Genomic DNA, 23804 nt, shown 5'->3' with positions numbered 1-23804 from the left:
TGATGGCAGCGGAGTCAGCATCGATCGGGCGCCTCCGGCGCAGGCGCGTCTTGCCGGGGTTTGGCTTGAGCCTGGGCTATACGCTGGCCTGGCTGGGCCTGATCGTGCTGATTCCGCTGGCCGGTCTTTTCGTTAAGGCGGGCGGCCTGGGCTGGCAGGGTTTGTGGAATATATGGACCGAGCCGCGGGTGCTGTCGGCGCTGAAGCTCAGTTTCGGCACCGCGCTGGCTGCGGCCGCGTTCAACGCGCTGATGGGCACGCTGGTGGCATGGGTGTTCGTGCGCTACCGATTCCCAGGCAAGCGGATCTTCGACGCGATGATCGATCTGCCATTCGCGCTGCCGACCGCAGTGGCGGGCATCGCCCTGACCTCGCTGTACGGCCCGTCGGGTTGGATCGGGCGTTGGTTTGAAGCCATAGGCGTCAAGGTGGCTTACACGCCGCTGGGAATCACCGTGGCGTTGATATTCGTCGGTCTGCCTTTCGTGGTGCGTGTGGTACAGCCGGTGCTGGCTGAAGTGGAGCGCGAGCTGGAGGAAGCCTCGGCCACGCTCGGCGCAGACCGCTGGCAAACGGTGACCCGGGTGGTGCTACCGGCGTTGTGGCCGGCGATCCTGGCGGGTTTCGGTTTGGCGTTCGCGCGCGGCGTGGGCGAGTACGGTTCGGTGATCTTCATCGCCGGCAACTTGCCTGGATTCACGGAAATCGCGCCGCTGCTGATCACTTTCCGCTTGGATGAGTACGACTACGCCAGCGCCACCGCCATCGCGCTGGCGATGCTGCTGCTGTCGTTCCTGACCTTGTTTGCGATCAACACGCTGCAGTCGAAGCTGACGCGGCGGGGGCGTTAAGATGAGCGAGGCCATTTCCGCCGTCATTGCGTTCCCTTCGGAGAATCCGCAGCTGTACACCCAAAGTGCCAGCGAGAGCGCCCGCGACAGTACCCACAAGCGGCGCGCCATCGCCTCGACCACCGAACCGCGCGGGATCCAGGTGCTGTTGATCGCGGTCGCCTTGCTTTTCTTGCTCGGCTTCCTGCTGTTGCCGTTGGTGTTGGTGTTCGTGGAAGCGCTGAGCGGCGGTGTGCAGGCGTTCGTCTCGGCGATCACCGAAGCCGATGCATTGGCCGCAATCAGGCTGACCCTGCTCGTCACTGCCATCGTGGTGCCCCTGAATCTGGTATTCGGTATCGCTGCGGCATGGGTGGTCAGCAAGCACGAGTTCCGCGGCAAGCGTTTGCTGGTGAGCCTGATAGACCTGCCGTTCGCGGTGTCGCCGGTGGTGGCGGGCCTGGTGTTCGTGCTGATCTTCGGCGCGCAGGGCTGGGCCTGGCCGCTGATCAACGAAGGTTGGCATTTCGCGTTGCCGTGGCTGGGGGAATTCACCCTGCAATTGCCGAAGATAATCTTTTCCACGCCAGGCATCGTGCTCGCCACGACTTTCGTGACTTTCCCCTTCATCGCGCGCGAGTTGATGCCGCTAATGGAGCAGCAAGGCACCGATGAAGAGCTCGCCGCGCTCAGTCTGGGGGCCAGCGGTTGGCAGACCTTCTGGCGAGTGACTCTGCCCAACATCCGCTGGGCGCTGTTGTACGGCGTGTTGCTGTGCAGCGCACGCGCGATGGGCGAATTCGGCGCGGTGTCGGTGGTCTCTGGCCACATCCGCGGGCGCACCAACACGCTGCCGTTGCACGTGGAAATCCTCTACAACGACATCGGTCAGAGCAGCTACGGCGCCGCGTTCGCGGTGGCCTCGCTGCTTGCGCTCAGCGCGCTGGTCACCCTGATCCTGAAGGCTTACTTGGAATGGCGGCACGGCGAATCGCTGGCCGCCAACCATCGTCACTGAGACTGCATCCCATGACCATACGCATAGAAAACCTGAGCAAGCGCTACGGCGATTTCGTCGCATTGGAAGACATCAGCCTCAACGTGCGCGAGGGCGAACTGCTTGCGCTGCTGGGCCCTTCCGGTTCTGGCAAGACCACGCTGTTGCGGACGATTGCGGGCCTGGAGCCTGCCGATGCGGGGCGCGTGCTGCTGACCGGCGAAGACGCCTCGCAGCTGAGCGTGCAGGCGCGCAGGGTGGGTTTCGTGTTCCAGCATTACGCCCTGTTCCGGCATATGAACATCCGCGAGAACATCGCCTTCGGCTTGCGCGTGCGCCGCGGCGAAGCGCGCTGGCCGGAGGCACGCATCCGCGAACGGGTGAGCGAACTGCTTTCGCTGGTGCAGCTGGAAGGGCTGGAATCGCGTTATCCCTCGCAACTCTCCGGCGGCCAGCGCCAACGCGTGGCCTTGGCGCGTGCGCTGGCCATCGAGCCGCGGGTGCTGCTGCTCGACGAACCTTTTGGCGCGCTCGATGCGCAGGTGCGCCGCGACCTGCGCCGCTGGTTGCGCGAGCTGCACGACCGCACCGGGCTGACCACGGTCTTCGTCACCCACGATCAGGAAGAGGCGCTGGAACTGGCCGACCGCGTGGCGATCCTCAACCAGGGCCGCATCGAGCAACTCGGCACGCCGGCGGAAACTTACGACCAACCGGCCAGCCCCTTCGTGTATTCCTTCGTTGGCGCGGTCAATCGCCTGCCGGGCGAGTGGCGCGATGGACGCTTGCAGGTGGCTGGACTTGATCTGGCGGGGCCGGCTGGCGATTCGGGCAGCGGAAGCGTTGAACTGTACGTAAGGCCCGAGCACCTGCAACTCACGCAGGCGGGGGAGGGTTGGACGGCCACAGTGCTGGGCAGCCAGCGCAGCGGACCTCGCCAAAGATTGTGGGCGCGGCTGCATAACGGCGATGCGGAAGTGGAAGTGGAACTGCCTGCGGGACCTGCGGCGCCGGTTCACATCGCCGGTGCCGAAGTCAGGCTGGCGCCGGTCCAATATGGGGTTTTCCCCGGTTGATTCAGGTAAGGCGGCCAGTCAGTAATTTTTATCCAGACTTTATGCGCCGAACACTTGACGGGGCTAATCGAACACTTGACGGGGCTAATGTTGCGTCGCAATATCAAACCGGTTAAAAAACCGTGAATTTGCCATTGCGGGCTCGTGACACTGGGCTCGGACTGCAACCCCCCAACCAGGAGAACCCGGATGAAGTCAGTCAAGCTAAGTATTGCTCTCGCGGCCGCATTGTTGGCGACGCCGTTTGTGTCGTTTGCTCAGGAAGCCGAAGCGCCCGCAGCCGAAGAGGAAGCCTCCTCGCCGTGGGCCATCTCGCTGGCCGCCACCACCGATTACGTGTTCCGTGGTGTGTCGCAGACCGACAACGGCCCGGCCTTCCAGGCGGGCGTTACCTACAGCGCGCCGTTCGGCATCTATGCCGGCGTGTGGGGTTCCAACGTTGATTTCGGCGGTACCGGCGGCTTTGAGACGGACTATTACGTCGGCTGGAACAAAGATCTCAGCGACAGCTGGAATCTTGACCTCGGCGCCACCCGCTACACCTATTCGGGTGATGGTGGCTTTAGCGGCGACTATGACGAAATCATCGGCAAGATCACCTGGAGTGGTCCGATCACTGTCACTGGCCTGGTGGCTTATGCCCCCGACTACGGCGATCTGACCCCGAAGGCGAAGGAAAGCTATGCCAATCTGACGGCCTCGTACGGCATCGGCGAAACCGGGTTCACCGTAGCGGCAGGGGTGGGTTACACCTCGGTCGATTACGGCGACGAAACCATCGAAGGCGAAAAGGTCGATTATGGCGTTACGGACTACTTCGACGGTTCGGTTTCCGTGTCGAAGGGTTTCGGTCCCGCCACTGCAACCTTGGGCTACTACGACACCTTCAGTTCGGATGCCGACGAACTGCGCGACAACGGCACCGACAACTACAAGCCGGGCCTTGTGCTGACCGTAGCGGTTGCGTTGCCGTAAACCATTCAAGCCGTTTGAACGAAAAGGGCGCCGCAAGGCGCCCTTTTTCTTTGATGATTCGTAAAGCCGGTTTCCTCGGCTATTTTTGCTTCAACAAGGCAACAGTGGGTGAGCGAGCTCAGCACGATGGCGCTTGGTCAATTCCAGCTCAAAACCACCTTGCCGGCCTTGCCCGCTTCCATCAGGTCGAAGCCCTTCTGGAAATCGTCGATTGGCATCTGATGGGTGAGCACCTTGCCCAACGGGAAACCGCCCAGCACCAGCTGCGTCATCTTGTACCAGGTCTCGTACATCTTGCGGCCGTAGATGCCTTGCACGGTGAGGCCCTTGAAGATGATGCGGTCCCAGTCCACGCCCGCGCCCTTCGGCAGGATGCCGAGCAGCGCGATCTTGCCGCCGTGGTACATGCAATCGAGCATGTCGTTGAACGCGGTGGGATTGCCGCTCATTTCCAGACCCACGTCGAAGCCTTCCATATGCAGGTCGGCCATCACGTCCTTCAGTGACTGCTGGGCCACGTTGACCACGCGGGTGGCGCCCATGTCGGCGGCAAGCTTCAGCCGAAAATCGTTGACGTCGGTGACCACTACGTTGCGTGCGCCGATGTGCTTGCAGATACCGGCGGCGATCACGCCGATCGGGCCGGCACCGGTGATCAGCACGTCCTCACCGACCACGTCGAACTCCAGCGCGCAGTGCGCGGCGTTGCCGTACGGATCGAAGAACGCTGCGAGTTCGCTGGGGATCTGGTCAGGAATCGGCCACAGGTTACTGGCCGGCATCACCATGTATTCGGCGAAAGCGCCGTCGCGGTTCACGCCGATGCCCACAGTGTGCGGACACAGATGCGGACGGCCGCCGCGGCAATTGCGGCAGTGGCCGCAAACGATGTGGCCTTCGGCGGAAACGCGCTGACCCAGCGCATAGCCGCTAACACCCGGACCCATCTCCACGATGCGGCCCACGAATTCGTGGCCGATCACCAGCCCCGGCTTGATAGTGCGCTGGCTCCAGTCGTCCCACAGGTAGATGTGCAGGTCGGTGCCGCAGATCGCGGTCTTCTCCAACTTGATCAACACTTCGTTGGGGCCGGGCTGCGGCACGGGCACCTGCTCCATCCAGATCCCCTTGCCCGCTTCCCGCTTGACCAGTGCTTTCATCGTTTGCGCCATGACGGTGCGGGCCCTGCCTTTAGAGAGGGCGCGAATTATACGCCGCCGCCCCTGGCGGTCCGTTGACCCCTCCCTGCCATAAGTCATGAGGCTGGCGGCGGACGGGCTGGCTACAATCCAAAGCCCATGATCTGCAAGGAATTGCTTGTGCGTTTGACCCTGCTAGCTGTTTCGCTCGCCGCCACCGCCGCAATTCAAACGGGCGTGGCCCAGGCCGCCGAAGGCATGTGGGTGCCGCAACAGCTACCCGAGATCTCCGGGCCGTTGAAGAAGGCGGGCCTCAAGCTCAGTCCCAAACAGCTGGCCGATCTGACCGGCGACCCGATGGGCGCGGTGGTGGCGTTGGGCGGCTGCACCGCCAGCTTCGTCTCCCCGCGGGGACTGGTGGTCACCAACCACCATTGCGCGTATGGCGCCATCCAGTTGAATTCGACCGCCGAGAAGAACCTGATCAAGCTCGGCTTCAATGCAACCGTCCCAGGCGCTGAAGTCAGCGCGGGTCCTAATGCGCGCATTTTCGTCCTGGACTCCATCAAAGAAGTCACCGCCGACGCCAAGGCCGCCATCGCGTCGGCCGGCGGAGATCCGCTGGCACGAACCCGCGCGCTGGAAGCATTCGAGAAAAAGCTCATAGCGGAATGCGAAGCCGAAGCCGGCTTCCGCTGCCGTCTTTTCAGTTTTTCCGGCGGCAACACCTACCGGCTGTTCCGCAACCTGGAAATCAAGGACGTGCGCCTGGCCTATGCGCCGCCTAGCGGTGTGGGCAAGTACGGCGGCGACATCGATAACTGGATGTGGCCGCGTCATACCGGCGATTTCGCCTTCTATCGCGCCTACGTGGGCAAGGACGGCAAGCCGGCCGCGTATTCGGCCGACAATGTGCCCTACCAGCCCAAGCGCTGGCTCAAGTTCGCCGACAAACCGCTGGGTGCGGGCGACTTCGTGATGGTGGCCGGCTATCCCGGATCGACCAACCGCTACGCGCTGGCCAGCGAATTCGACAGCACCGCCAGTTGGACGTATCCGACCATCGGCAAGCACTACAAGAATCTGATCGCGATGGTGGATGCGGCGGGCAAGAAAAATCCCGATATCCAGGTGAAGTACGCCAGCACCAGGGCCGGCTGGAGCAACACCAGCAAGAACTACGAGGGCCAGCTGGCCGGCTTCGAGCGTATCGATGCCGCCTGGCAAAAACATGCAGATGAGGAAGCGGTATTGGCGTGGCTGCGCAGCCGCGGCGGGCAGGGGACCGCGGCGCTGTCGGCGCATGACGAGCTGATCGAACTGGGCGAAAAGGCCAAGGCCACGCGGGAACGCGATTATGTCGTCGGCCAGCTCAACGGCACCGCCATACTCGGTACCGCGATCCAGTTGTATCGCCTGTCCATCGAACGCGAAAAGCCGGACGCCGAGCGTGAAGCGGGTTACCAGCAGCGCGACTATCCCTCCATCGAAGGCGCACAGAAGCAGCTCGAACGCCGCTACGTGCCCGCAATGGAGCGACAGCTGCAGCAATACTGGCTGCGGCAATATGCGCAGTTGCCCGCCAAGCAGAGACTGGCCCCGATCGATAAATTCCTGGCCGGTAGCAAGGAACAAAATCTCACCCGCGCGCTGGACCGTTTCGCCAAGACCAAGCTGGGCAGCACCGACGAACGTTTGAAGTGGTTCAAGGCCGATCGCAAAGCTTTCGAATCCAGCACCGATCCGGCCATCCAATACGCCGTCGCGGTGATGCCCGCGCTGCTCACGCTGGAGGAGGAGCGTAAGACGCGCGCCGGCGAGGCTCTGCTGGCACGGCCGATCTATCTGCAGGCGGTGGCCGACTATCGCAAGAGCAAAGGCGAGTTCGTCTATCCGGACGCCAACCTGTCGCTGCGCATCACTTTCGGCAATGTCACCGGCTACCAGCCCAAGGATGGAGTGGAATACGCACCATTCACCACCGTCGAAGGCGTCGCCGCCAAGGCCACCGGCGTGGAGCCATTCGACGCGCCGCAGGCCTTGCTCGATGCAGTCAAGGCCAAGCGTTACGGGGGCCTGGAAGACAAACGCCTGGGCACCGTGCCGGTGGATTATCTGTCCAATCTAGACATCACCGGCGGCAACTCCGGTTCTCCGGTGCTGGATGCGCAAGGCAAGTTGGTGGGTCTGGCTTTCGACGGCAACTGGGAGTCGGTGAGTTCCAACTGGGTGTTCGATCCGAAGATGACGCGCATGATCTCGGTCGATGGCCGCTACGTGCGCTGGATCATGCAGGAGGTCTACCCAGCGCCGCAGTTGCTCAAGGAGATGGGCATCGCGCGCTGAATGACGCGAGCATCGTCTCGCCCATGGCAGTCAACGGTCGGGAGCTGACCTCGGTTGGCTTGCCGGCGTGCTGCGGCACGTTCTGAGGTCATGGCGCTTTGGGCTTGCTGCGGCGCGGTATCATTCGCTCCCGTCGTCGTTTCGGTCTCCGCAACGCCCGGCTTCACCCCCACACGGATCCCCCTCCCGCATGCGCATCCTGCTTGCCCGCCACGGCGAAACGCCGTGGAACGCTGAAGGCCGTTATCAAGGCCAGATCGATATCCCCCTATCGCCCATCGGCGAGTCGCAAGCCGCTGCGCTAGGCGTCCGCCTCGCAGATGTGAACCTCACCCGTGCGGTGGCCTCGCCGCTGTCGCGTGCACGCCGCACCGCCGAATTGGCGCTGGGCGAAGCGCGCGTTCCGATGCTGACCCTCGATCCCGATCTGCAGGAAATCGCACACGGCGAATGGGAAGGCCTGCTGGCCAGCGAAATCGACGATAAGGATCCCGCCCGCCTACGTGCCTGGCGCGAGGAACCCGAAACCGTGCTGATGCCCGGCGGCGAATCCTTGCGTCAGGTGTTGGACCGTTCCTGGCAGGGGCTGGCGCGCGCAGCCGACGGTCTGGGCGATGGAGACACACTACTGGTCGTCGCCCACGATGCGGTCAATCGCGTGATCCTGTGCCGCATTCTAGGTCTGCCCTTGTCCAAGCTCTGGAGCTTCCGCCAGGCGCCCACTACGCTCAACCTGCTGGAAGGCCCCGACGTGGACCATCTGGAAATCGTCCGCCTCAACGATTGCGCGCACCACACGCCGTTCTTCGGCGAAGCGGTGCATCGGGCGCTATAGCTAGCGGTTTAAAAAAACAATATGGAGATGTCGATGAGGCTTGGTCTTTTGTTGATGCAGGTAGTGTTTGCGTTGATTTGTTCCGCCTCTGCGAACCTGCATGCCTCTGAAGGTGCCACGGCATGCTCGATAGAGCAGGCCGGGATGAACCAGCCGCCCGTATATCCTGAGTCGGCCAAGGATTTACATGTTGGTGGCTTGGTGATCCTCTTGGTTGATACGGACCATTGCGGGCGTGTGGTAAATGTGCAGGTCGAAAGTTCTTCAAAGAGCCGTGACCTGGATGACGCTGCGATGGCGGCGGTCAAAGGGTGGAAGGTATTTCCCGGAGCCCAATACGGGGGAAAGCCGTCAAGACTGCGTTTGCCTATCGATTTCCAGTCCGACCACACGTCGGCCGAATCAGCATCCGCGATATCCCCTGAACTGCGGCGAATGGTGATTCAATGGAAGAATAGCCAGGTGGTTGAGATTTCGATGAATGCCGATGGCACATTGCCAGGATATATCCCGGATGGTTTGGCGGTCAGTCTGCCGAACATTGCCGAAAACATGGCTTTGCTCCGCCGCGAGGGCGCACGTGAGAAGGGCGAGGAAGGGATCGAGGTTTATTCACTGAATACAAGTTACGGCCGGACTTATTGGGAATATTTCGAGAAGGGCTGGTTGTTCTCTCCTGCACTGGTTAGGAGGAGGTTGGTTTCCGATGGGAAGAAGGCTTATTGGGTTGCCAGTTGGTTGTGTGAAGCAGGCCAAGAATCTTGCGCAAAGCTTGTGAAGTTTCTTGAGGGATTTCCGACGCAAACGGCATTGCCGCCCCCTCCCAAACCCCCGCAACCTTTTTGGATGAGGTCTGAATGACCGTCTGCCAGAGTTTGATGCCGATCTGACATGAGTGTCGATGCTGGAACCTCCGTGGTGCTCAACGATTGGCTTTCCTATATTGAGCAGCTCCACTCTAGATCGGTCGAGCTGGGATTGGATCGTGTGGGTGCAGTTGCGGGTCGCCTTGACATCGATCGGCCAGCGAAACACGTCATCATTGTCGGCGGCACCAATGGCAAAGGCTCCACCGTAGCCTTCATCGAAGCTATCGCCCGTGCGGCCGGATTGAAGGTCGGCACTTACACTTCGCCACATCTGCTTCGCTACAACGAGCGTGTGCGCATCGAGGGACGCGAGGCCAGTGATGAAGAGCTGATCGCAGCATTCGAGGCGGTGGAAGCGGCGCGATCGAGCCCCTCTCCCGACGGGAGAGGGGTTGGGGTGAGGGTATGGCGAAGTGGGGATGCCCCAGATCGCGATCCAACACCATCCCCACCCAACCCTCTCCTTGAAGGGGAGGCCTCCGGCGTACCACTCACCTATTTCGAGTTCGGAACGCTCGCTGCACTCTGGTTGTTCCAGCGGTCCGAACTCGACTTGGCCGTCCTGGAAGTCGGACTCGGCGGCCGTCTCGACGCGGTCAACATCATCGATCCGGACGTCGCCGTCATCACTACGGTCGATATCGACCATGTCGACTGGCTGGGCAACGACCGCGAAAGCATCGGCTATGAGAAGGCCGGAATCGCGCGGCCATGGAAACCGCTGGTGCTGGGCGAGATCGACTCGCCTTCCAGCGTGCTACGCCACGCCTATGCCATCGGCGCCAATGCGGTACGTCTGGGCAGCGATTTTTTCCATGAACCGGTGGACGAATTCCATTGGCGCTGGCGCGATGCCGGTTTCGAGATCGAACTGCCGAATCCTTCCCTGAGCGCGCCTGTGCAACGCGTCAATGCGGCCATCGCAATCGCGGCGCTGCGCGCCCTGGATATCGAGTTGCCCGATGCTGCATTCGCCGAGGGCGTAGCTTCGGCGATGATTCCGGGAAGATTGCAACGCTTCGACCTGCAAGGCACTGCAGTAATCGTGGACGTGGGCCACAACCCGCAGGCGGCTCGCGAACTGGCGGCATGGTTGCGGGCCGAACCCGTACAGGGGCGCACCTTGGCGGTGTTTTCGGCGCTGGCAGATAAGGACGTGGCGGGCGTGGTCGCAGCTCTGGAGCGCGAAGTGTCGGCTTGGTTTCTCGCGGGGCTGGAAAGTGTCGGGGCTCGCGGACAATCGGTGGATGCTGTGGCCGCGAAGTTGACTGGAACTGCCGCCGCGGCGGGTACCAGGCATACAAGTGTGAAAGCGGCGCTGCGTGCCGCGCAGTCGGACGCGAGCGTTGAGGACCGGATACTCGTTTTCGGCTCCTTCCATACCGTGGCCGAAGCGCTGACGATCCTGCATTCAGGTCAATGACGGCGAAGCCGTTTCGCGGCACCGTATAATTCGCACGGCATTCCCGCCGCGTCGTTTTGCGAGCCCGCATGGATACCGCCCTCAAACAACGCCTGATCGGCGCCGTCGTCCTGGTGGCGTTGGCGGTGATCTTCCTGCCGATGCTGATCAAGGGCCCCGCGCCCGACAGCGGCGTCTCGGACGTGCCGCTGGACGTACCGGCAACACCGGGCGGGCAGTACGAAACCCGTGAACTTCCTTTGGTGACGCCTGGCAACGCTCCCGCGGGTGGCGTAGTGGGCATGGAAGATGCGCCAGCCCCCGCGCCTGCGAGCGCTAGCGAAGCGGTTCCGCTCGGCACTGCGCCGGTCGCGGCGGCGGGCACGATGCTGCCGGCCAGTACCGCAGGCGGCAACTACGCGGTCAATTTCGGTGCTTACGCCACCCCGGCGGATGCCGACGCGGTCATTGCGCGGCTCAAGCAATCCTCGCTCCCCGCCTTCCGCGAACCCACCAACATCAATGGCAAGACCGCTTACCGCGTGCGGATCGGACCTTATGCCGAGCGGGCCGATGCCGAAGCCGTGCGTCTGCAGGCCGCACAAGTGCGCAGCGACGTGAAGGCGCAGGTGGTGACCCTGGATGCGCCCGCGGCGGCGTCCACGTCGACCTCGGTGCCCTTGGCAGCGGCCGCGCCGCCAGCGGTCGCCACCCAGGCTTTGCCGCCCGAACCCGCGAAACCGACGCAGGCGCCGTCTGCGGCGACACCCAAACCAGTGGCGGCAGCGCCTAAGCCGACAACGATCACGCCCAAGCCGGCGGAGCCGATCGCCAAGCCGGTCGAAGCTCCCAAGCCGGCCGCTTCCAACGTGGGTTTCGCCGTGCAGCTGGGCGCCTTCTCCCAGGCCGCCGACGCCAACGCCCTGCGCGATAAATTGCGCGCCGGCGGTTTCAGTGCCTTCGTCGAACAGGTGAAGACCGACAAGGGCACACTGAGCCGGGTCCGCGTCGGGCCGGTCGCCAGCCGCGCCGACGCCGACAAGCTGAAGGCGCAAGTTGCCGCCAAGGTGGGCATCAGCGGCATGGTCCGTCCGCATCCGTAATCGCCTGACACCCGATCGGGGCCTGGCGAAAGGTCGGCGCGTGGCAGTCCGGGAATATTCGTCTCGATGATCGACATCGTTTTATTGGTCATCATCGGCGGCTCCGTGCTGCTCGGCCTGATGCGCGGGCTGGTGGGCACATTGGTATCGACCGCCGCATGGTTGCTGGCCGGCTGGATCACTTTCCAATTCGGCGGGCAGGTCGCCTTCTGGTTGTCCGATGACGGCAAACCCACCATGGTCGAATCGTTCGGCGGCTATGCGCTGAGTTTCGTGGTGGTGATGGTGGCGGTGGCGCTAGTCGGCGCTCTCGCCAAATCCATGGTCCAGTCGGTCGGTCTGTCGGGGATGGACCGCATGCTGGGCGCAGGCCTGGGCCTGCTGCGCGGGGCTTTCCTGGCCTGCGTCCTGGTCCTGCTGATGGGTTTCACGCCGTTGCCCCGCGAGCCGTCCTGGCAACAGTCCAGCGTTCTGCCGATCTTGCTGCCCGGTGCGGGCTGGATGCGTTCCAAACTGCCGGATTGGTCCGTTCCGGAAATGGATTTTCGCAATCGGCTCCTCACGGGCGATAATGGCGGCACAGAAGCGTTGTCAGTGCCCTCGCTGGAAGGCGTCGTCCAGCAGGCAATCGATACGGCCAAAGGCGGCGTATCAGGGGAGGCGGAGGGCCGCACCCCGGCAGTCATAGAACCGGCGAATATCGAGGCCGGCGGGCAGGAGCCCGCGAACATTGAGTCGAACGGCGTCGAATCGACCGGGCAAGGCCCGGCAACGGCCGAACCGGCCAACGTCGAATCAGCAAAGCAGCGCCCTAACGGCCAGAAACGGCCCAGTTCGCAATAAACGAGCGGAGTACGTATCCATGTGCGGCATCGTCGGAATCGTCGGCAACCAGAACGTTGCGGGCCAGCTTTATGACGGGCTGACCGTCCTGCAGCACCGCGGGCAGGATGCGGCCGGCATCGCCACCGCCGACGGCACGCGCCTGCGCGTGCACAAGGACAATGGGTTGGTGCGCGACGTATTCAACCCCAAAGCGATGAGCACCCTGGAAGGCCGCGTGGGCATCGCCCACTGCCGTTATCCGACCGCCGGTTCCGAAGGACTGGACGAAGCGCAACCGTTCTACGTCAATTCGCCGTACGGCATCGCCCTGGCGCACAACGGCAACCTGATCAACACCGACGCCCTGCGCCAGGATGTGTTCGCAGAAGATCGCCGTAACATCAACACCGATTCGGATAGCGAAGTGCTGCTGAACGTGTTCGCCCACGAGTTGGACCGCCAGCGCACGCTTTCGCCCGAGACCGCGATCCGCGCCGTCGCCGGCGTGCACCGCCGGGTGAAGGGCGGCTATGCGGTGGTCAGCGTGGTGCTGGGCCTGGGCCTGGTGGCCTTCCGCGATCCGCACGGCATCCGTCCGCTGGTGCTGGGCAAGCGCGAACACAAGGAAGGCGCAGACGAGTACATCGTCGCTTCCGAATCCGCAGCGCTCGACATCCTGGGCTTCCAGCGCGTGCGCGACGTGCAGCCGGGCGAAGCCATCGTCATCACCGCGCGCGGCGAGCTGTTCTCCGAAATTTGCGCCGAGCCGCAAGAGCACGCGCCGTGCATCTTCGAATACGTGTACTTCGCGCGTCCCGATTCGATGATCGACAACGTCTCCGTGCACAAGGCGCGCATGCGCATGGGCGTGAAGCTGGGCGAGAAGATTCTGCGTCTGCGCCCCGACCACGATATCGACACCATCATTCCCATTCCCGATACCTCGCGCGATGCGGCGCTGGAAATCTCCAACGTGCTGGGCGTGAAATACCGCGAAGGCTTCATCAAGAACCGTTATGTCGGCCGCACCTTCATCATGCCGGGGCAGGGCGAGCGCGTTAAATCGGTACGCCGCAAGCTCAACCCGATCCCCCTGGAGTTCCGCAACCGCGTGGTGCTGCTGGTGGACGACTCCATCGTGCGCGGCACCACCAGCCAGCAGATCGTGCAGATGGCCCGCGATGCCGGCGCCCGCAAGGTCTACCTGGCCTCGGCAGCGCCGCCGGTGCGTTTTCCCAACATCTACGGCATCGACATGCCGGCGGTGGACGAACTGGTGGCCAACGAGCGCAGCGTCGAGGAAATCGAGAAATTCTTGGGCTGCGACTGGCTGATCTACCAGGATCTGGAAGACCTGGAAGCCTCGGTGCGCGAAGGCAACCTGGACCTGCAGCGTTTCGATTCGTCTTGCTTCAATGGCGATTACGTGACCGGCATCGAGCCCGGTTATTTCGAGCGCATCGAGTCCTTGCGTTCGGACGAAGCCAAGCGCAAGCGTCGGGTGTCGTGAAATACGTTCCGTCCGGATCGTCATCCCGGCGAACGCTGGGATCCATCTTGATCTTGCTGTTGCCTTCGCCATTGCCTTTGCTATTGGGCGTTCGAGAGCAAAGTCAAAATGGATCCCAGCGTTCGCTGGAATGACGATTCATTTTTAATGGCTTTATCACTCTTCGATGCTGCTTGGACGTGCCTTGACGCTGCTTCGCCAGACGGCAAGGTCGCGCTGACACAGGAGTACGCCGCCGCGTTCGCCCGTGGCGAACTCCACGTCGATCCCGAGGCTCCGCCGCCGCAACCTATTCGCATGCCGGGCCGTCCCGCGCGGCCGAAGTTGGTTCCGTCACGCGAGCTTCCGCAGCGCGGACTGGGCAGCGTGGAAGGCCGCGCCGCGTTCATCCACGCCATCGCCCATATCGAATTGAATGCGATCGATCTGGCCTGGGACGCCTCGTACCGGTTCCGCGGTATGCCGGCGGACTTCTATGCGGACTGGGTTTCCGTCGCCAACGACGAATCGCGACATTTCGTGCTGCTGCGCGATCGGCTGCGGGAATTCGGCTACGAGTACGGCGATTTCGATGCACATAACGGTCTGTGGGAAATGACCGAAAAAACCGCACATGACGGCATGGCCCGCATGGCGCTGGTGCCGCGCGTGTTGGAGGCTCGTGGACTCGACGTGACGCCCGGAATGATCGCCAAGCTGCGCAATGCCGGCGATAAGCCCACGGCCGAGATACTGGAATTGATCCTGCGTGAAGAAGTGGCGCACGTCGCCGCCGGATCGCACTGGTTCCGCTGGTACTGCCAGCGCGACGGCGTCGAACCGCATTCCACCTTCCGCGAGTTGTTGGCGAAATATGCAGGCCCCACGCTGCGTGGACCGTTCAATCATGATGCGCGTCTGCTGGCCGGATTCGACGCCGAAGAGATCGCAGCGTTGGAGCAGTTGTCCGCCTGAGCGGCGTGCTCCCATACGCTCCTACGGGAGCGATTTCAACCGAAAACCGCTTGCATCCACGCGCAACACTGACCCTTGTTCGTACCAGTCACCCAGTACGATTCGCCGGCATTCGCGTCCGTTGACTTGCAGATCGTGCACGGCAGGGCGATGAGTATGCCCATGGATCATCGTGTCGATACCGAAGCGCGCGAAAGTCGCCTCCACCGTCGCGGGCGTTACGTCCGTCACCGTTTCGAAGCGCACATCATTGCCGCCTTCGCGCAACTTGGCTTGGTGCGCCTGGCTGGCGGCTCGCGCCTGTGCGGCGAAGGCGAGCCGCGCCTGCAGAGGCTGCGACAGGAACTGGGCCTGCCAGGCCGGGTTGCGCGTCTGCGTACGGAACGCCTGATAAGCGACATCGTCGGTGCAGAGCAGATCCCCATGCATGAGCAGGGTGGGCTTTCCGTAGAGCACCACTACCGCCGGGTCGGGCAGGATGCGAAAGCCCGCGCGCAATGCGTAGTCCTGACCCAACAGGAAGTCGCGGTTGCCGCGGATGAAGTACACCGGCACGCCTGCATCGGCTACTTCCTTCAGGCTCGAGGCGATATAGGCGCCGGTTTCGGAAGGATCGTCATCGCCCACCCAGGCTTCGAACAGGTCGCCGAGAACGTACAAGGCCTCGGCCGATTTCGCCTCGCGCCGCAAGAAGCGGCCGAACAGTTCGGTAATCGCCGGACGGGTGGAATCCAGGTGCAGATCGGAGATGAAAAGAGTGGTCATGCCGGAAGTTTAAGGCCTCGCCTCGAAGGGGAAGGAGAAAACCCGCCCACTCCGGTAAAATCAAGCGATTCCGCATCATTGGCTTCCTCATGACCTGCCGTACCCGCTTCGCTCCCAGTCCCACCGGTTACCTGCACATCGGCGGCGCGCGTACCGCGCTGTACTGCTGGCTGGAGGCGCGCCACCGCGGCGGCGACTTCATCCTGCGCATCGAGGACACCGACCGTGAGCGCAGCACCCAGGGCGCCATCGACGCGATTCTGGAGGCGATGGAATGGCTGGGCCTGGATTACGACGAAGGCCCGATTTACCAGACTGAGCGTCTGGACCGCTATCGCGAAGTGGCCGAGCAGCTGGTCGCCGACGGCAAGGCCTACTACGCCTACGAAACCAAGGAAGAATTGGAGGCGATCCGCAACGCGGCCCAGGCCGCCGGCGACAAGCCGCGCTACGACGGCCGTGCGCGCGAGCTGAACCTGCTGCATCGCGACGACCCCAATCGCGTGATTCGTTTCAAGAATCCCCAGGCTGGCAGCGTAGTATTCGAGGACCGGATCAAGGGCCGCATCGAGATCAGCAACAGCGAGCTCGACGATCTGGTGATCTTCCGATCCGACGGCTATCCCACCTACAACTTCGCGGTGGTCGTCGACGACATAGATATGCGCATCACCGACGTGATCCGTGGCGACGACCACATCAACAACACCCCGCGCCAGATCAATATCTACGAAGCGCTGGGCGTGCCGGTGCCGCTGTTCTCGCACATGCCGATGATCCTGGACCCGGAGGGCGCTAAGCTCTCCAAACGCACCGGCGCAGCGGACGTGATGCAGTACAAGGACGCCGGCTACCTGCCGCATGCGCTGATCAATTATCTGGCGCGGTTGGGCTGGTCGCATGGCGACCAGGAGCTGTTCGGTCGCGAGGAGCTGATCCAGCTATTCTCGGTGGAAGACGTCAATTCCAAGGCCGCGCGCCTGGACATGGACAAACTGGGCTGGGTGAACCAGCACTACCTCAAGAGCGATGAGCCGGCCACCATCGCGCCGCAGCTGGAGTACCAGTTGCGCAAGCTGGGGTTGGATCCGTTCCATGGTCCTGCGCCGAGCGATGTCGTCGCCGCCCTGCGCGATCGCGTACACACGCTGAAGGAAATGGCCGAGCGCGCCGCGGTCTGGTACCAGCCGCTGGAGGTCTACGACCAAGCCGCCGTCGCCAAGCACCTGAACTCCGCTGCCGCTGCGCCGCTCAACGCCGCCCGCGATCATCTGGCCAATGCGGTGGAGTGGACGCTGGAATCGGTGTCCGCCGCCCTTCACGACACCGCCGCGGCATTGGGCCTGGGCATGGGCAAGGTGGCGCAGCCGCTGCGCGTGGCCATCACGGGCACGCAGGTCAGCCCCGATATTTCACAGACCGTGTACCTGGCCGGGCGCGAGCAGGCCTTGAAACGCATCGATGCAGCACTTATCAAGATACCTGCGGACGCATAATTCCACCCGACCATGGCCCAGAAGCACTCCTGCACCGATCCCAAGCACCACGTCGACGACGCTCATGGCTTCGTCGCGGCGGTGGAGCGCGCGTGCCAGGAGCGTGGCCTGCGCCTGACCCCGATCCGCTCGCGGGTGCTTTCGCTGATCGCCGATGCCGGCAAGCCGGTCAAGGCCTACGAACTGCTGGAGCTGGTGCGCGAAAAGAAAGGCGTCGGTGCCGATGCGCCGCCCACCGTCTACCGCGCGCTGGATTTTCTGATGGCGAATGGTTTCGTGCACAAGCTGGAATCGGTGAATGCGTTCGTGGCCTGCCATCATCCCAACAGCGACCAGCATTCGGTGCCGTTCCTGATCTGCGACCGCTGCCACAGCGCGGTGGAACTGGAGGATCGCGAAGTGGTCACGCAACTGGAAACCCGGGCTAAGGCGCTCGGCTTCCAGCCGCAGGCGCAGACCCTGGAAGTGCACGGCCTGTGCGCACGCTGCGCGGCCTAGCCACGCTTTTCGTAGGAGCGACGCAAGTCGCGAAACAGTGAAGGTTTCAGGGCTTCGCGGCTTGCGCCGCTCCTACAACAACAACGCGTGGCGATTTCTCGCGGATAGGCAGGTTCGCCGCCGCCGCGATCAGTGCCAATGCGATGTCCGCGTACCACATCCACGTGTAATCGCCGAACTTCTCGATCGCCACGCCGCCCAACCACGCGCCGAAGAACCCGCCGATCTGGTGCGACAGCAAGGTCAGGCCGAATAGCGTGCCCAGATAGCGCGGACCGAACAATTTCCCGATCAGCCCCGCCGTCGGCGGCACCGTCGCCAGCCAGGTGAAGCCCAACGCTGCGGCGAAGATATAGAACGTCATCGGCGTGGGCGGCGATAGCAGATAAATCACGATCATCGCCGCGCGGCTGGCATACATCGCGGCCAGTATCAGCTTCATGCGGTAACGCTGGCCCAGCGCGCCGGCGGCCAGACTGCCCAGTACATTGAACAAGCCGATGAGCGCGATGGAAGCGCCCGCGACGCCGGGTTGCAAACCGCATAGCGCGATCTCACCGGGCAAGTGCGTGACCAGGAAAGCGATGTGGAAACCGCAGGTGAAAAAGCCCAGGTGCAGCAGCCAATAACTGCGGTCGCGCAAAGAAATGCGCAGTTGTTCGCGGAGAGTAATTTCCGCCGGTGGTGCCGCGACTGCGCTCGTATCGGCCGAAACTGCGGGAGCAGGCTTGCGCCGCAGCGGCCAAGCCAGCGGCAGCGTCAGCAGAGAAGCGGCGGCCAGCCCGAACATCGCCACGCCCCAACCAGCCGCGCTGATCGCCAGTTGCACCAGCGGCGCGAACACGAACTGTCCCAGTGATCCGCCGGCATTGATGAAACCAGCCGCGAACGAGCGCTTCTCCGGCGTTAGCCGCGAAGCGGTGGCGCCGATCAGGATGGAGAAACTGCCGGCGCCCGCACCTGCCGCGGTCAGCAGCCCCAACGTAAACATAAGCCCCCACTGCGAGGACATGAACGGCGTCAACGCCATGCCCAGGGCGAGCAGGATGCCGCCGGCGACCAGAATGCGGGTCGAACCCTGCTTGTCGGCGATGGCGCCGAACACCGGCTGCACCGCACCCCATACGAACTGCCCGATCGCCAACGCGAAGCTGATCGCGGCGATGCCCACGCCGGTGGATTGATGGATGGGCTGCACGAACAAGCCGGTAGTCTGGCGTGCGCCCATAGTGATCATCAGCATGGCCGCCGCGGTCAGTAGCAATCCCCAGTGCATCGTCGGTGCGTTACGCGTATTCGGTTGAGCGTTCATGCGGCGACCCCGGGCGACTGGCGCAGTGCGTTATTCAGAAGATCCAGATCCTTGCGCAGACGATCGGTCCTGGCGGCGCCGTAAAGCGCTTCGATGCGTTGTTGCGCGCGCAACCAGTACGGCTTCGCGCTGGTGATGCGCCTGCGTCCGCTAGCGGCGATCGAAATCAGTCGCTGCCGCGCGTCTTCGCCGCGCGACTCCTTCAGCCAACCCGCTTCCAGCAGCGGCTTCAGGTTGCGGGTCAGAGTGGTGCGTTCCATGCCCAGCGAATCGGCCAGTTCGCCCAGCAGGCAATGGCCGCCGTGCTCTGCATGGCGCAGGATGGAATATTCGTTGAGGCTGAGGCCGACCGCAGCGAGCTCATGATCGTATATCTGCGAAACCTGGCGCGCGGCGCGGCGCAGGCGGAAACAGGTGCACACGCTTTCAGAAGGAGAGGGCATTTGGGTACGCCTGCGCCAAGGTTCGGTTATTTAAGTGTATATGCACATGTTCTGTCAACAAAAAGGCGGCTGCCTGTTCGGACAGCCGCCTTTTCGGTCATACCTACGTGGTCAGAAGAACAGGCGGATGCCGGTGGAGAAGTTGCGGTCAGGCAATACCACCGAGTCCTTCAGGAAGGAGGTGTGCACGCGCGCGGTCTCGCCGGTCAGGTTGCTGCCGTCCAGGAACAATTCCCATGCGGTATTGCCCTGATCGTGGTGGTAGGCCACATGCGCATCGACCAAGGTATAGCCCGCGGTCGGGGTTTCGTTCACCGCCACTTTGTCCTGCTTGTCGTAGCGCACCGCGCCCACCGAAGCGCGCCAGCCTTCTCGTTCCCAACGCAACTGCGTGCCGAACCGCGAAGGTGCGATCCGCGGCAGATTGCCGCCTGCCGCCAGCGTGCCGCGCACGGTGTCGCCGTAAACACGCAGATCCCAGGCGCCGTTGTCGTTGTTGGCCAGATGGAAAGTGGCCTCGCCCTCGAAACCGTGGAAACGCGCATCGGCCTGGCTCCATTGGCGGATCGGCAGTAATTCGCCTTCCTCGAATTCGACTTGCTCGCCGGTATCGACCAGGTAGATGAAATCGTCGAAGCGGTTGTAGTAGACCGAGGCCTTGGCATCCATGAAGTCGGACTGGTACTGGAGGCCGAACTCCAACTGATTGGCCTTTTCCTTGCCCAGATCAGCGTTGCCGATCTCATAGGCCAGCGTCGCCAAATGAGGGCCGTCGGCGAACAACTCCTCCTCGGCCGGCGCGCGTTCGGCATGGTCGAGGTTGGCCGTCAGCCGCCACTGATCGTTGAGTCGCCAGCCGCCGGCCAGGGACAGGCTGAGCGGCTTGAAATCGCGCGCCGCGGCGTTCACCGGATCCGCTTCCACCTTGTCGATGCGCGCACCCAGATCCAACTGGAAGTCGTTCCAGTTCCTGCGCGCAACGCCGAAGACGCCGAAGGAGCGGGTCTGGGTTTCGGGAACGAAGGATTCCTCGCCGATCGCCGCGAAAGTGGAGTCGCTGCCTTGCACGCCCACGGCGCCCTTCCATGCCGAAGCGCCCCCGAACGCCGCTTCCACGCGGCCTTCATTGGCCTTCTTGGTGAAAGTGGTGCCGACTTCGTCGCCTTCGAATTCGATGTGGTTGTAGTCGGTGTGGCCGAAGCTGTAACGCAGGCTGCTGCCTTCGCCCCAAGGATCGGTCAGTCCGCCCTTCAGGTCGTAGCGATCCTGGCGCAGCTTCAGCCAGACGCCGCGCTCGCCGGCGGCCAGATCGCCGGGTTCGCCGGGATTGCCGTAGTCGTCCTCGAAGCGCGAAGCCGACACGCCGACGAAACCCCAGTCGCCCAACAACGAGCCGCCGACCGCACCGGTCTTGGTGTCCATGAAAGTGTTGGCTTGCTTGCCGTCCGGCGTGTCGTAGTCCTTGTTGTTGCGGTACACGGCGTCCGCGTGCAGGGCGAAGCGGTCGTTGCCGCCGTCGACGCGGACCAGGTCGGTGTTGCCCTCGTTGACGCTGTCGAAGCGCACTTCCGCGCGGCCACTGAAACCGCCTTCGATGGCCGCTTCCGGGATGCGCCCGTCGACCACGTTGACGATGCCGCCGATGGCGCCACTGCCGTAGAGCAGGGTGGAGGGGCCTTTCAACACCTCGATCTGGTCGGCCAGAAAAGCTTCCACCGCGGGCGAGTGGTCCTGGCTGACGGTGGACACGTCCTGGCTGGACAGACCATTGCTCAGCACCGCCACGCGTGGGCCATCCAAGCCGCGCAGGATCGGGCGGCCGACGCCGGGACCGAAGTTGGAACTCTGCACGCCCGGCAGGCTGGAAATAGTTTCGCCCAGGCTGGCGGCGCGGTTTTCATCCAGCCGTTCGCCGGAAAGCACTTCGGCGGGCTTGCTCAAGGCGTCGGCGCTATCCCGCAAAGGGCTGGCGGTAACGACCACGTCGTCGAGGTCCTTGATGTGGCGGTCGTTGGCGTCGCCCTCGGCATGCCTCGGATCGGTGGGCGGCGGCGCATCGGCTGAGGCGGCGGTCGCGCGCGCATCGTCGGCGGCGGTGGCGGCCCAGGAAAGTGCCGGGAAAAGGGCCAGCGCCAGGGCGATGGCAAGCCGGTGGCGGGAACGCGCGGGGAAGGGCGTGGCAGGGCTGGAGGGCATCGGAAGTCCAAGGGGGTGGGAGGGGCTTGACGGATGTTATAATATACCAACATTGGAAAGACACCCCTCCCGAAAGTCATACTCATGCACATGGATTCCCGCTTCCGCAGTCTGCTAGACCGTTTCGGCGCCACCGGCTCGATGATCTGCGCCGTGCATTGCGCGCTGACGCCGGTGCTGCTCGCGGCGATTCCGTCGCTGGGCCTTTCGGCCTGGCTCGGGGACGGTTTTGAGCGCGGTTTCGTAGTGTTCGTGACCGTGGTGGGGTTGTTCAGCCTGCTCTGGGGTTATCGCCGCCATCGCGCCTTTCGGGCCCTGAGCTTGCTGCTGATTGGCTTGGCGGTGTTGTGGGCCGGCGTTTATTACCCGCCGCTGCATCATCCGGTGGTGATACACGCGATTGTGATGACCCTGGGTGGGACCTTGGTGGGGCTGGCCCACATCGTCAATTTGCGTCTGAATCACTGGCATATTCACGATGCAAGCTGCGCGCACTGAGGCCTGCGTGATAGGCTTTGCGGCCTCGCGCGCAAGGCGCTACAGCTAAATCAGGAGCAAACCATGGGCAAAGGTGATCGCAGGACCGCCAAAGGCAAGCGCAGCATCGCTAGCTACGGCAACGCACGCACGCACGTTTCTAAGGTCGCAGTCGGTCCGGCCGCGCCTGTCGCAAAGAAGACCGTGACCAAGACGGCGGCACCGGCGAAGAAAGCCGTGGCCAAGAAGACGGTGGCCAAAGCCGGCTGATCGGCTCATCCAGGTCATTCACAAAACGCGACGCCCGGCGTCGCGTTTTTGTTTGTGGGGTCAAGATAGGCGTCTGCCGCCTGAGTAGGAGGCAAGCAAAGGATCGCCGCCCAGCCAGTAGGCGAGTTCGGCGGGCTGGCGGATGCTCCAATGCGCGAAATCGGCACGCATGCCCACCCGCAGCGCCCCACGATCCGACAACCCCAGCGCGCGCGCCGCATTGCGCGTGGCGCCACGCAGGGCTTCTTCCGGCGTAAGCCGGAAATGCGTGCAGGCCAGCGACATCGCCAGCCGCAGCGACTGCAAGGGCGAAGTGCCGGGATTGCAGTCGGTCGCCACGGCCATGGGTACGCCGTGCTGGCGGAGGGCATCGAGCGGCGGCAGCACGGTCTCGCGCAGGCAGTGGAAGGCGCCCGGTAGCAGTACCGCGACGGTGCCGGCTCGAGCCATCGCCCGCACGCCCGCTTCTGAGGTGTGCTCGACATGGTCGGCCGAAAGCCCGCCGAATTCGGCGACCAGCGCCGCGCCTTCGCCATCGCTCAACTGGTCGGCATGCAGCTTGACCGGCAAGCCCAGCGCTCGCGCAACCTCGAACACGCGCCGCGTCTGCTCCAGGGTGAAACCGATGCGCTCGCAGAACGCATCCACCGCGTCCACCAGCCCCTCGCCATGCAGGCGGGGCAGCCACTCGCAGACCGAAGCGATGTAATCGTCCGCACGTCCTACGAACTCCGGAGGCAGGGCGTGCGCGCCCAGGAACGTAGTGCGTACCGTAATCCCCAGCTCGTCGCCGATGCGCCGCGCAACCCGCAACATCTTGCGTTCGTTGTCGAAGTCCAGGCCGTATCCGGACTTGATCTCCAGTGTAGTCACGCCATCGTCGCGCAATGCGCGTGCGCGCGGCAGCGATTGCACGAACAGTTCCTCCTCGCTCGCCTCCCGCGTGGCGCGCACGCTGGAAACGATGCCGCCGCCACTGCGCGCGATCTGCTCATAGCTCACGCCGCTTAGGCGCTGCTCGAACTCGCCGGCGCGATCGCCCGCGAACACCGCATGCGTATGGCAGTCGACCAAGCCGGGAGTGATGCAGCCCTTGGCCTGGATGACATGGTGCGCCAGTTGTTCCGGCGAGGCGGGCAGGCCGGAAACGGATCCGACGAACTGCAGCAGGCCGTCGCGCCAGCCCAATGCCCCCTGCTCGATCAAACCATAGCCAGAGTCGTCGGCCAGCGTGACCAGATTGGCACCCAGGATTAATCCGTCCCAGCGCGCTGCGTCGTTGCTTTCAGTCGCCACCGCCACCACCGTCTCCGCAACTTCCGCCATCGCTGCTGCCGCAATCGCTATCCGAACCGGCGCTGTGGCTTGCGCTCGAATCGCCGCTACCGGAGCCCGAAGAATCGCGCGTCTGTCCGCGCCGGAACCGCCCGAACAGCAGGGTCAATAGAACAAAAACCACCAGGGCCAGCAGCAATAGCTTCATAGG

Annotated in this window: 23 protein-coding genes; 16 read left to right on the top strand and 7 right to left on the bottom strand. The window is 63.4% G+C overall.

Annotation, left to right across the window (positions count from 1 at the left end):
* Positions 1–2 precede the first annotated feature (2 nt).
* From cysT to AC1DTQ_RS10840, 4 genes are all read left to right on the top strand, one after another.
* Positions 3–851, top strand: a complete 849-nt coding sequence (gene cysT, locus AC1DTQ_RS10855) for a sulfate ABC transporter permease subunit CysT (protein ID WP_477849614.1) — start codon at positions 3–5, stop codon at positions 849–851.
* 1 nt (position 852) lies between these two features.
* Positions 853–1848, top strand: coding sequence for a sulfate ABC transporter permease subunit CysW (gene cysW, locus AC1DTQ_RS10850; RefSeq protein ID WP_477849613.1), 996 nt, complete (start codon positions 853–855; stop codon positions 1846–1848).
* 11 nt (positions 1849–1859) lie between these two features.
* Complete coding sequence (locus tag AC1DTQ_RS10845; RefSeq protein ID WP_477849612.1) at positions 1860–2903, top strand: sulfate/molybdate ABC transporter ATP-binding protein; 1044 nt, start codon at positions 1860–1862, stop codon at positions 2901–2903.
* A 189-nt stretch (positions 2904–3092) separates the two neighbouring features.
* Positions 3093–3878: a TorF family putative porin gene (locus AC1DTQ_RS10840; protein ID WP_477849611.1), complete on the top strand. Its 786-nt coding sequence runs from the start codon at positions 3093–3095 to the stop codon at positions 3876–3878.
* A gap of 137 nt (positions 3879–4015) precedes the next feature.
* Here AC1DTQ_RS10840 and tdh read toward each other — a convergent pair whose 3' ends face one another.
* Entirely contained in the window at positions 4016–5050 is a 1035-nt protein-coding gene (gene tdh, locus AC1DTQ_RS10835; protein WP_477849610.1) for an L-threonine 3-dehydrogenase, read from the bottom strand.
* Between the two features lie 147 nt (positions 5051–5197).
* On the opposite strand from tdh, the gene AC1DTQ_RS10830 reads away from it, so the two are divergent.
* The 8 genes from AC1DTQ_RS10830 to AC1DTQ_RS10795 all read left to right on the top strand — a co-directional run bounded on the left by AC1DTQ_RS10830 (position 5198) and on the right by AC1DTQ_RS10795 (position 14861).
* Complete coding sequence (locus AC1DTQ_RS10830) at positions 5198–7363, top strand: S46 family peptidase (RefSeq protein ID WP_477849609.1); 2166 nt, start codon at positions 5198–5200, stop codon at positions 7361–7363.
* A 190-nt stretch (positions 7364–7553) separates the two neighbouring features.
* Positions 7554–8198: a histidine phosphatase family protein gene (locus AC1DTQ_RS10825; RefSeq protein WP_477849608.1), complete on the top strand. Its 645-nt coding sequence runs from the start codon at positions 7554–7556 to the stop codon at positions 8196–8198.
* 33 nt (positions 8199–8231) lie between these two features.
* Entirely contained in the window at positions 8232–9059 is an 828-nt protein-coding gene (locus tag AC1DTQ_RS10820; protein WP_477849607.1) for an energy transducer TonB, read from the top strand.
* A gap of 30 nt (positions 9060–9089) precedes the next feature.
* On the top strand, positions 9090–10490 hold the full coding sequence (locus AC1DTQ_RS10815) for a bifunctional folylpolyglutamate synthase/dihydrofolate synthase (RefSeq protein WP_477849606.1): 1401 nt from the start codon (positions 9090–9092) through the stop codon (positions 10488–10490).
* A 68-nt stretch (positions 10491–10558) separates the two neighbouring features.
* Positions 10559–11572: an SPOR domain-containing protein gene (locus AC1DTQ_RS10810; protein ID WP_477849605.1), complete on the top strand. Its 1014-nt coding sequence runs from the start codon at positions 10559–10561 to the stop codon at positions 11570–11572.
* Positions 11573–11638: 66 nt separating this feature from the next.
* Positions 11639–12415 (top strand): CvpA family protein, encoded by a 777-nt coding sequence (locus AC1DTQ_RS10805; protein WP_477849604.1) that lies wholly within the window; start codon positions 11639–11641, stop codon positions 12413–12415.
* 19 nt (positions 12416–12434) lie between these two features.
* On the top strand, positions 12435–13907 hold the full coding sequence (purF, locus tag AC1DTQ_RS10800; RefSeq protein ID WP_477849603.1) for an amidophosphoribosyltransferase: 1473 nt from the start codon (positions 12435–12437) through the stop codon (positions 13905–13907).
* A gap of 108 nt (positions 13908–14015) precedes the next feature.
* Positions 14016–14861 carry a ferritin-like domain-containing protein gene (locus AC1DTQ_RS10795; protein ID WP_477849602.1) on the top strand — a complete coding sequence of 282 codons (846 nt, stop codon included), beginning with the start codon at positions 14016–14018 and terminating at the stop codon, positions 14859–14861.
* A gap of 21 nt (positions 14862–14882) precedes the next feature.
* On the opposite strand, the gene lpxH is transcribed toward AC1DTQ_RS10795, so the two are convergent.
* Positions 14883–15626 (bottom strand): UDP-2,3-diacylglucosamine diphosphatase, encoded by a 744-nt coding sequence (gene lpxH, locus AC1DTQ_RS10790; protein WP_477849601.1) that lies wholly within the window; start codon positions 15624–15626, stop codon positions 14883–14885.
* An 89-nt stretch (positions 15627–15715) separates the two neighbouring features.
* Here lpxH and gltX point away from each other — a divergent pair, with 89 nt between their 5' ends.
* On the top strand, positions 15716–17122 hold the full coding sequence (gltX, locus tag AC1DTQ_RS10785) for a glutamate--tRNA ligase (RefSeq protein ID WP_477849600.1): 1407 nt from the start codon (positions 15716–15718) through the stop codon (positions 17120–17122).
* Between the two features lie 12 nt (positions 17123–17134).
* A complete protein-coding gene (locus AC1DTQ_RS10780; RefSeq protein ID WP_477849598.1) occupies positions 17135–17620 on the top strand; it encodes a transcriptional repressor in 486 nt (161 codons plus the stop codon).
* Positions 17621–17666: 46 nt separating this feature from the next.
* On the opposite strand, the gene AC1DTQ_RS10775 is transcribed toward AC1DTQ_RS10780, so the two are convergent.
* From AC1DTQ_RS10775 to AC1DTQ_RS10765, 3 genes are all read right to left on the bottom strand, one after another.
* On the bottom strand, positions 17667–18932 hold the full coding sequence (locus AC1DTQ_RS10775; protein ID WP_477849597.1) for an MFS transporter: 1266 nt from the start codon (positions 18930–18932) through the stop codon (positions 17667–17669).
* Positions 18929–19375 carry a MarR family winged helix-turn-helix transcriptional regulator gene (locus AC1DTQ_RS10770; RefSeq protein WP_477849596.1) on the bottom strand — a complete coding sequence of 149 codons (447 nt, stop codon included), beginning with the start codon at positions 19373–19375 and terminating at the stop codon, positions 18929–18931. Before AC1DTQ_RS10770 ends, AC1DTQ_RS10775 begins: the two co-directional genes overlap by 4 nt.
* Positions 19376–19486: 111 nt before the next feature.
* Positions 19487–21571 carry a TonB-dependent receptor gene (locus AC1DTQ_RS10765; protein WP_477849594.1) on the bottom strand — a complete coding sequence of 695 codons (2085 nt, stop codon included), beginning with the start codon at positions 21569–21571 and terminating at the stop codon, positions 19487–19489.
* Positions 21572–21655: 84 nt separating this feature from the next.
* Here AC1DTQ_RS10765 and AC1DTQ_RS10760 point away from each other — a divergent pair, with 84 nt between their 5' ends.
* Both AC1DTQ_RS10760 and AC1DTQ_RS10755 read left to right on the top strand, forming a co-directional pair.
* Positions 21656–22069 (top strand): MerC domain-containing protein, encoded by a 414-nt coding sequence (locus AC1DTQ_RS10760; protein WP_477849593.1) that lies wholly within the window; start codon positions 21656–21658, stop codon positions 22067–22069.
* 63 nt (positions 22070–22132) lie between these two features.
* On the top strand, positions 22133–22318 hold the full coding sequence (locus AC1DTQ_RS10755; RefSeq protein WP_310094686.1) for a 30S ribosomal protein THX: 186 nt from the start codon (positions 22133–22135) through the stop codon (positions 22316–22318).
* A gap of 60 nt (positions 22319–22378) precedes the next feature.
* On the opposite strand, the gene hutI is transcribed toward AC1DTQ_RS10755, so the two are convergent.
* On the bottom strand, positions 22379–23644 hold the full coding sequence (hutI, locus tag AC1DTQ_RS10750) for an imidazolonepropionase (protein ID WP_477849592.1): 1266 nt from the start codon (positions 23642–23644) through the stop codon (positions 22379–22381).
* Positions 23604–23801 carry a hypothetical protein gene (locus AC1DTQ_RS10745; protein WP_477849591.1) on the bottom strand — a complete coding sequence of 66 codons (198 nt, stop codon included), beginning with the start codon at positions 23799–23801 and terminating at the stop codon, positions 23604–23606. The genes hutI and AC1DTQ_RS10745 overlap by 41 nt, the downstream gene beginning before the upstream one ends.
* Between the last annotated feature and the right edge of the window lie 3 nt (positions 23802–23804).

It is taken from the genome of Pseudoxanthomonas sp. P4_B2 (assembly GCF_056402315.1).
Note: the sequence above shows the minus strand (reverse complement) of the source record. Positions and strands in the feature narration are given on the sequence as shown.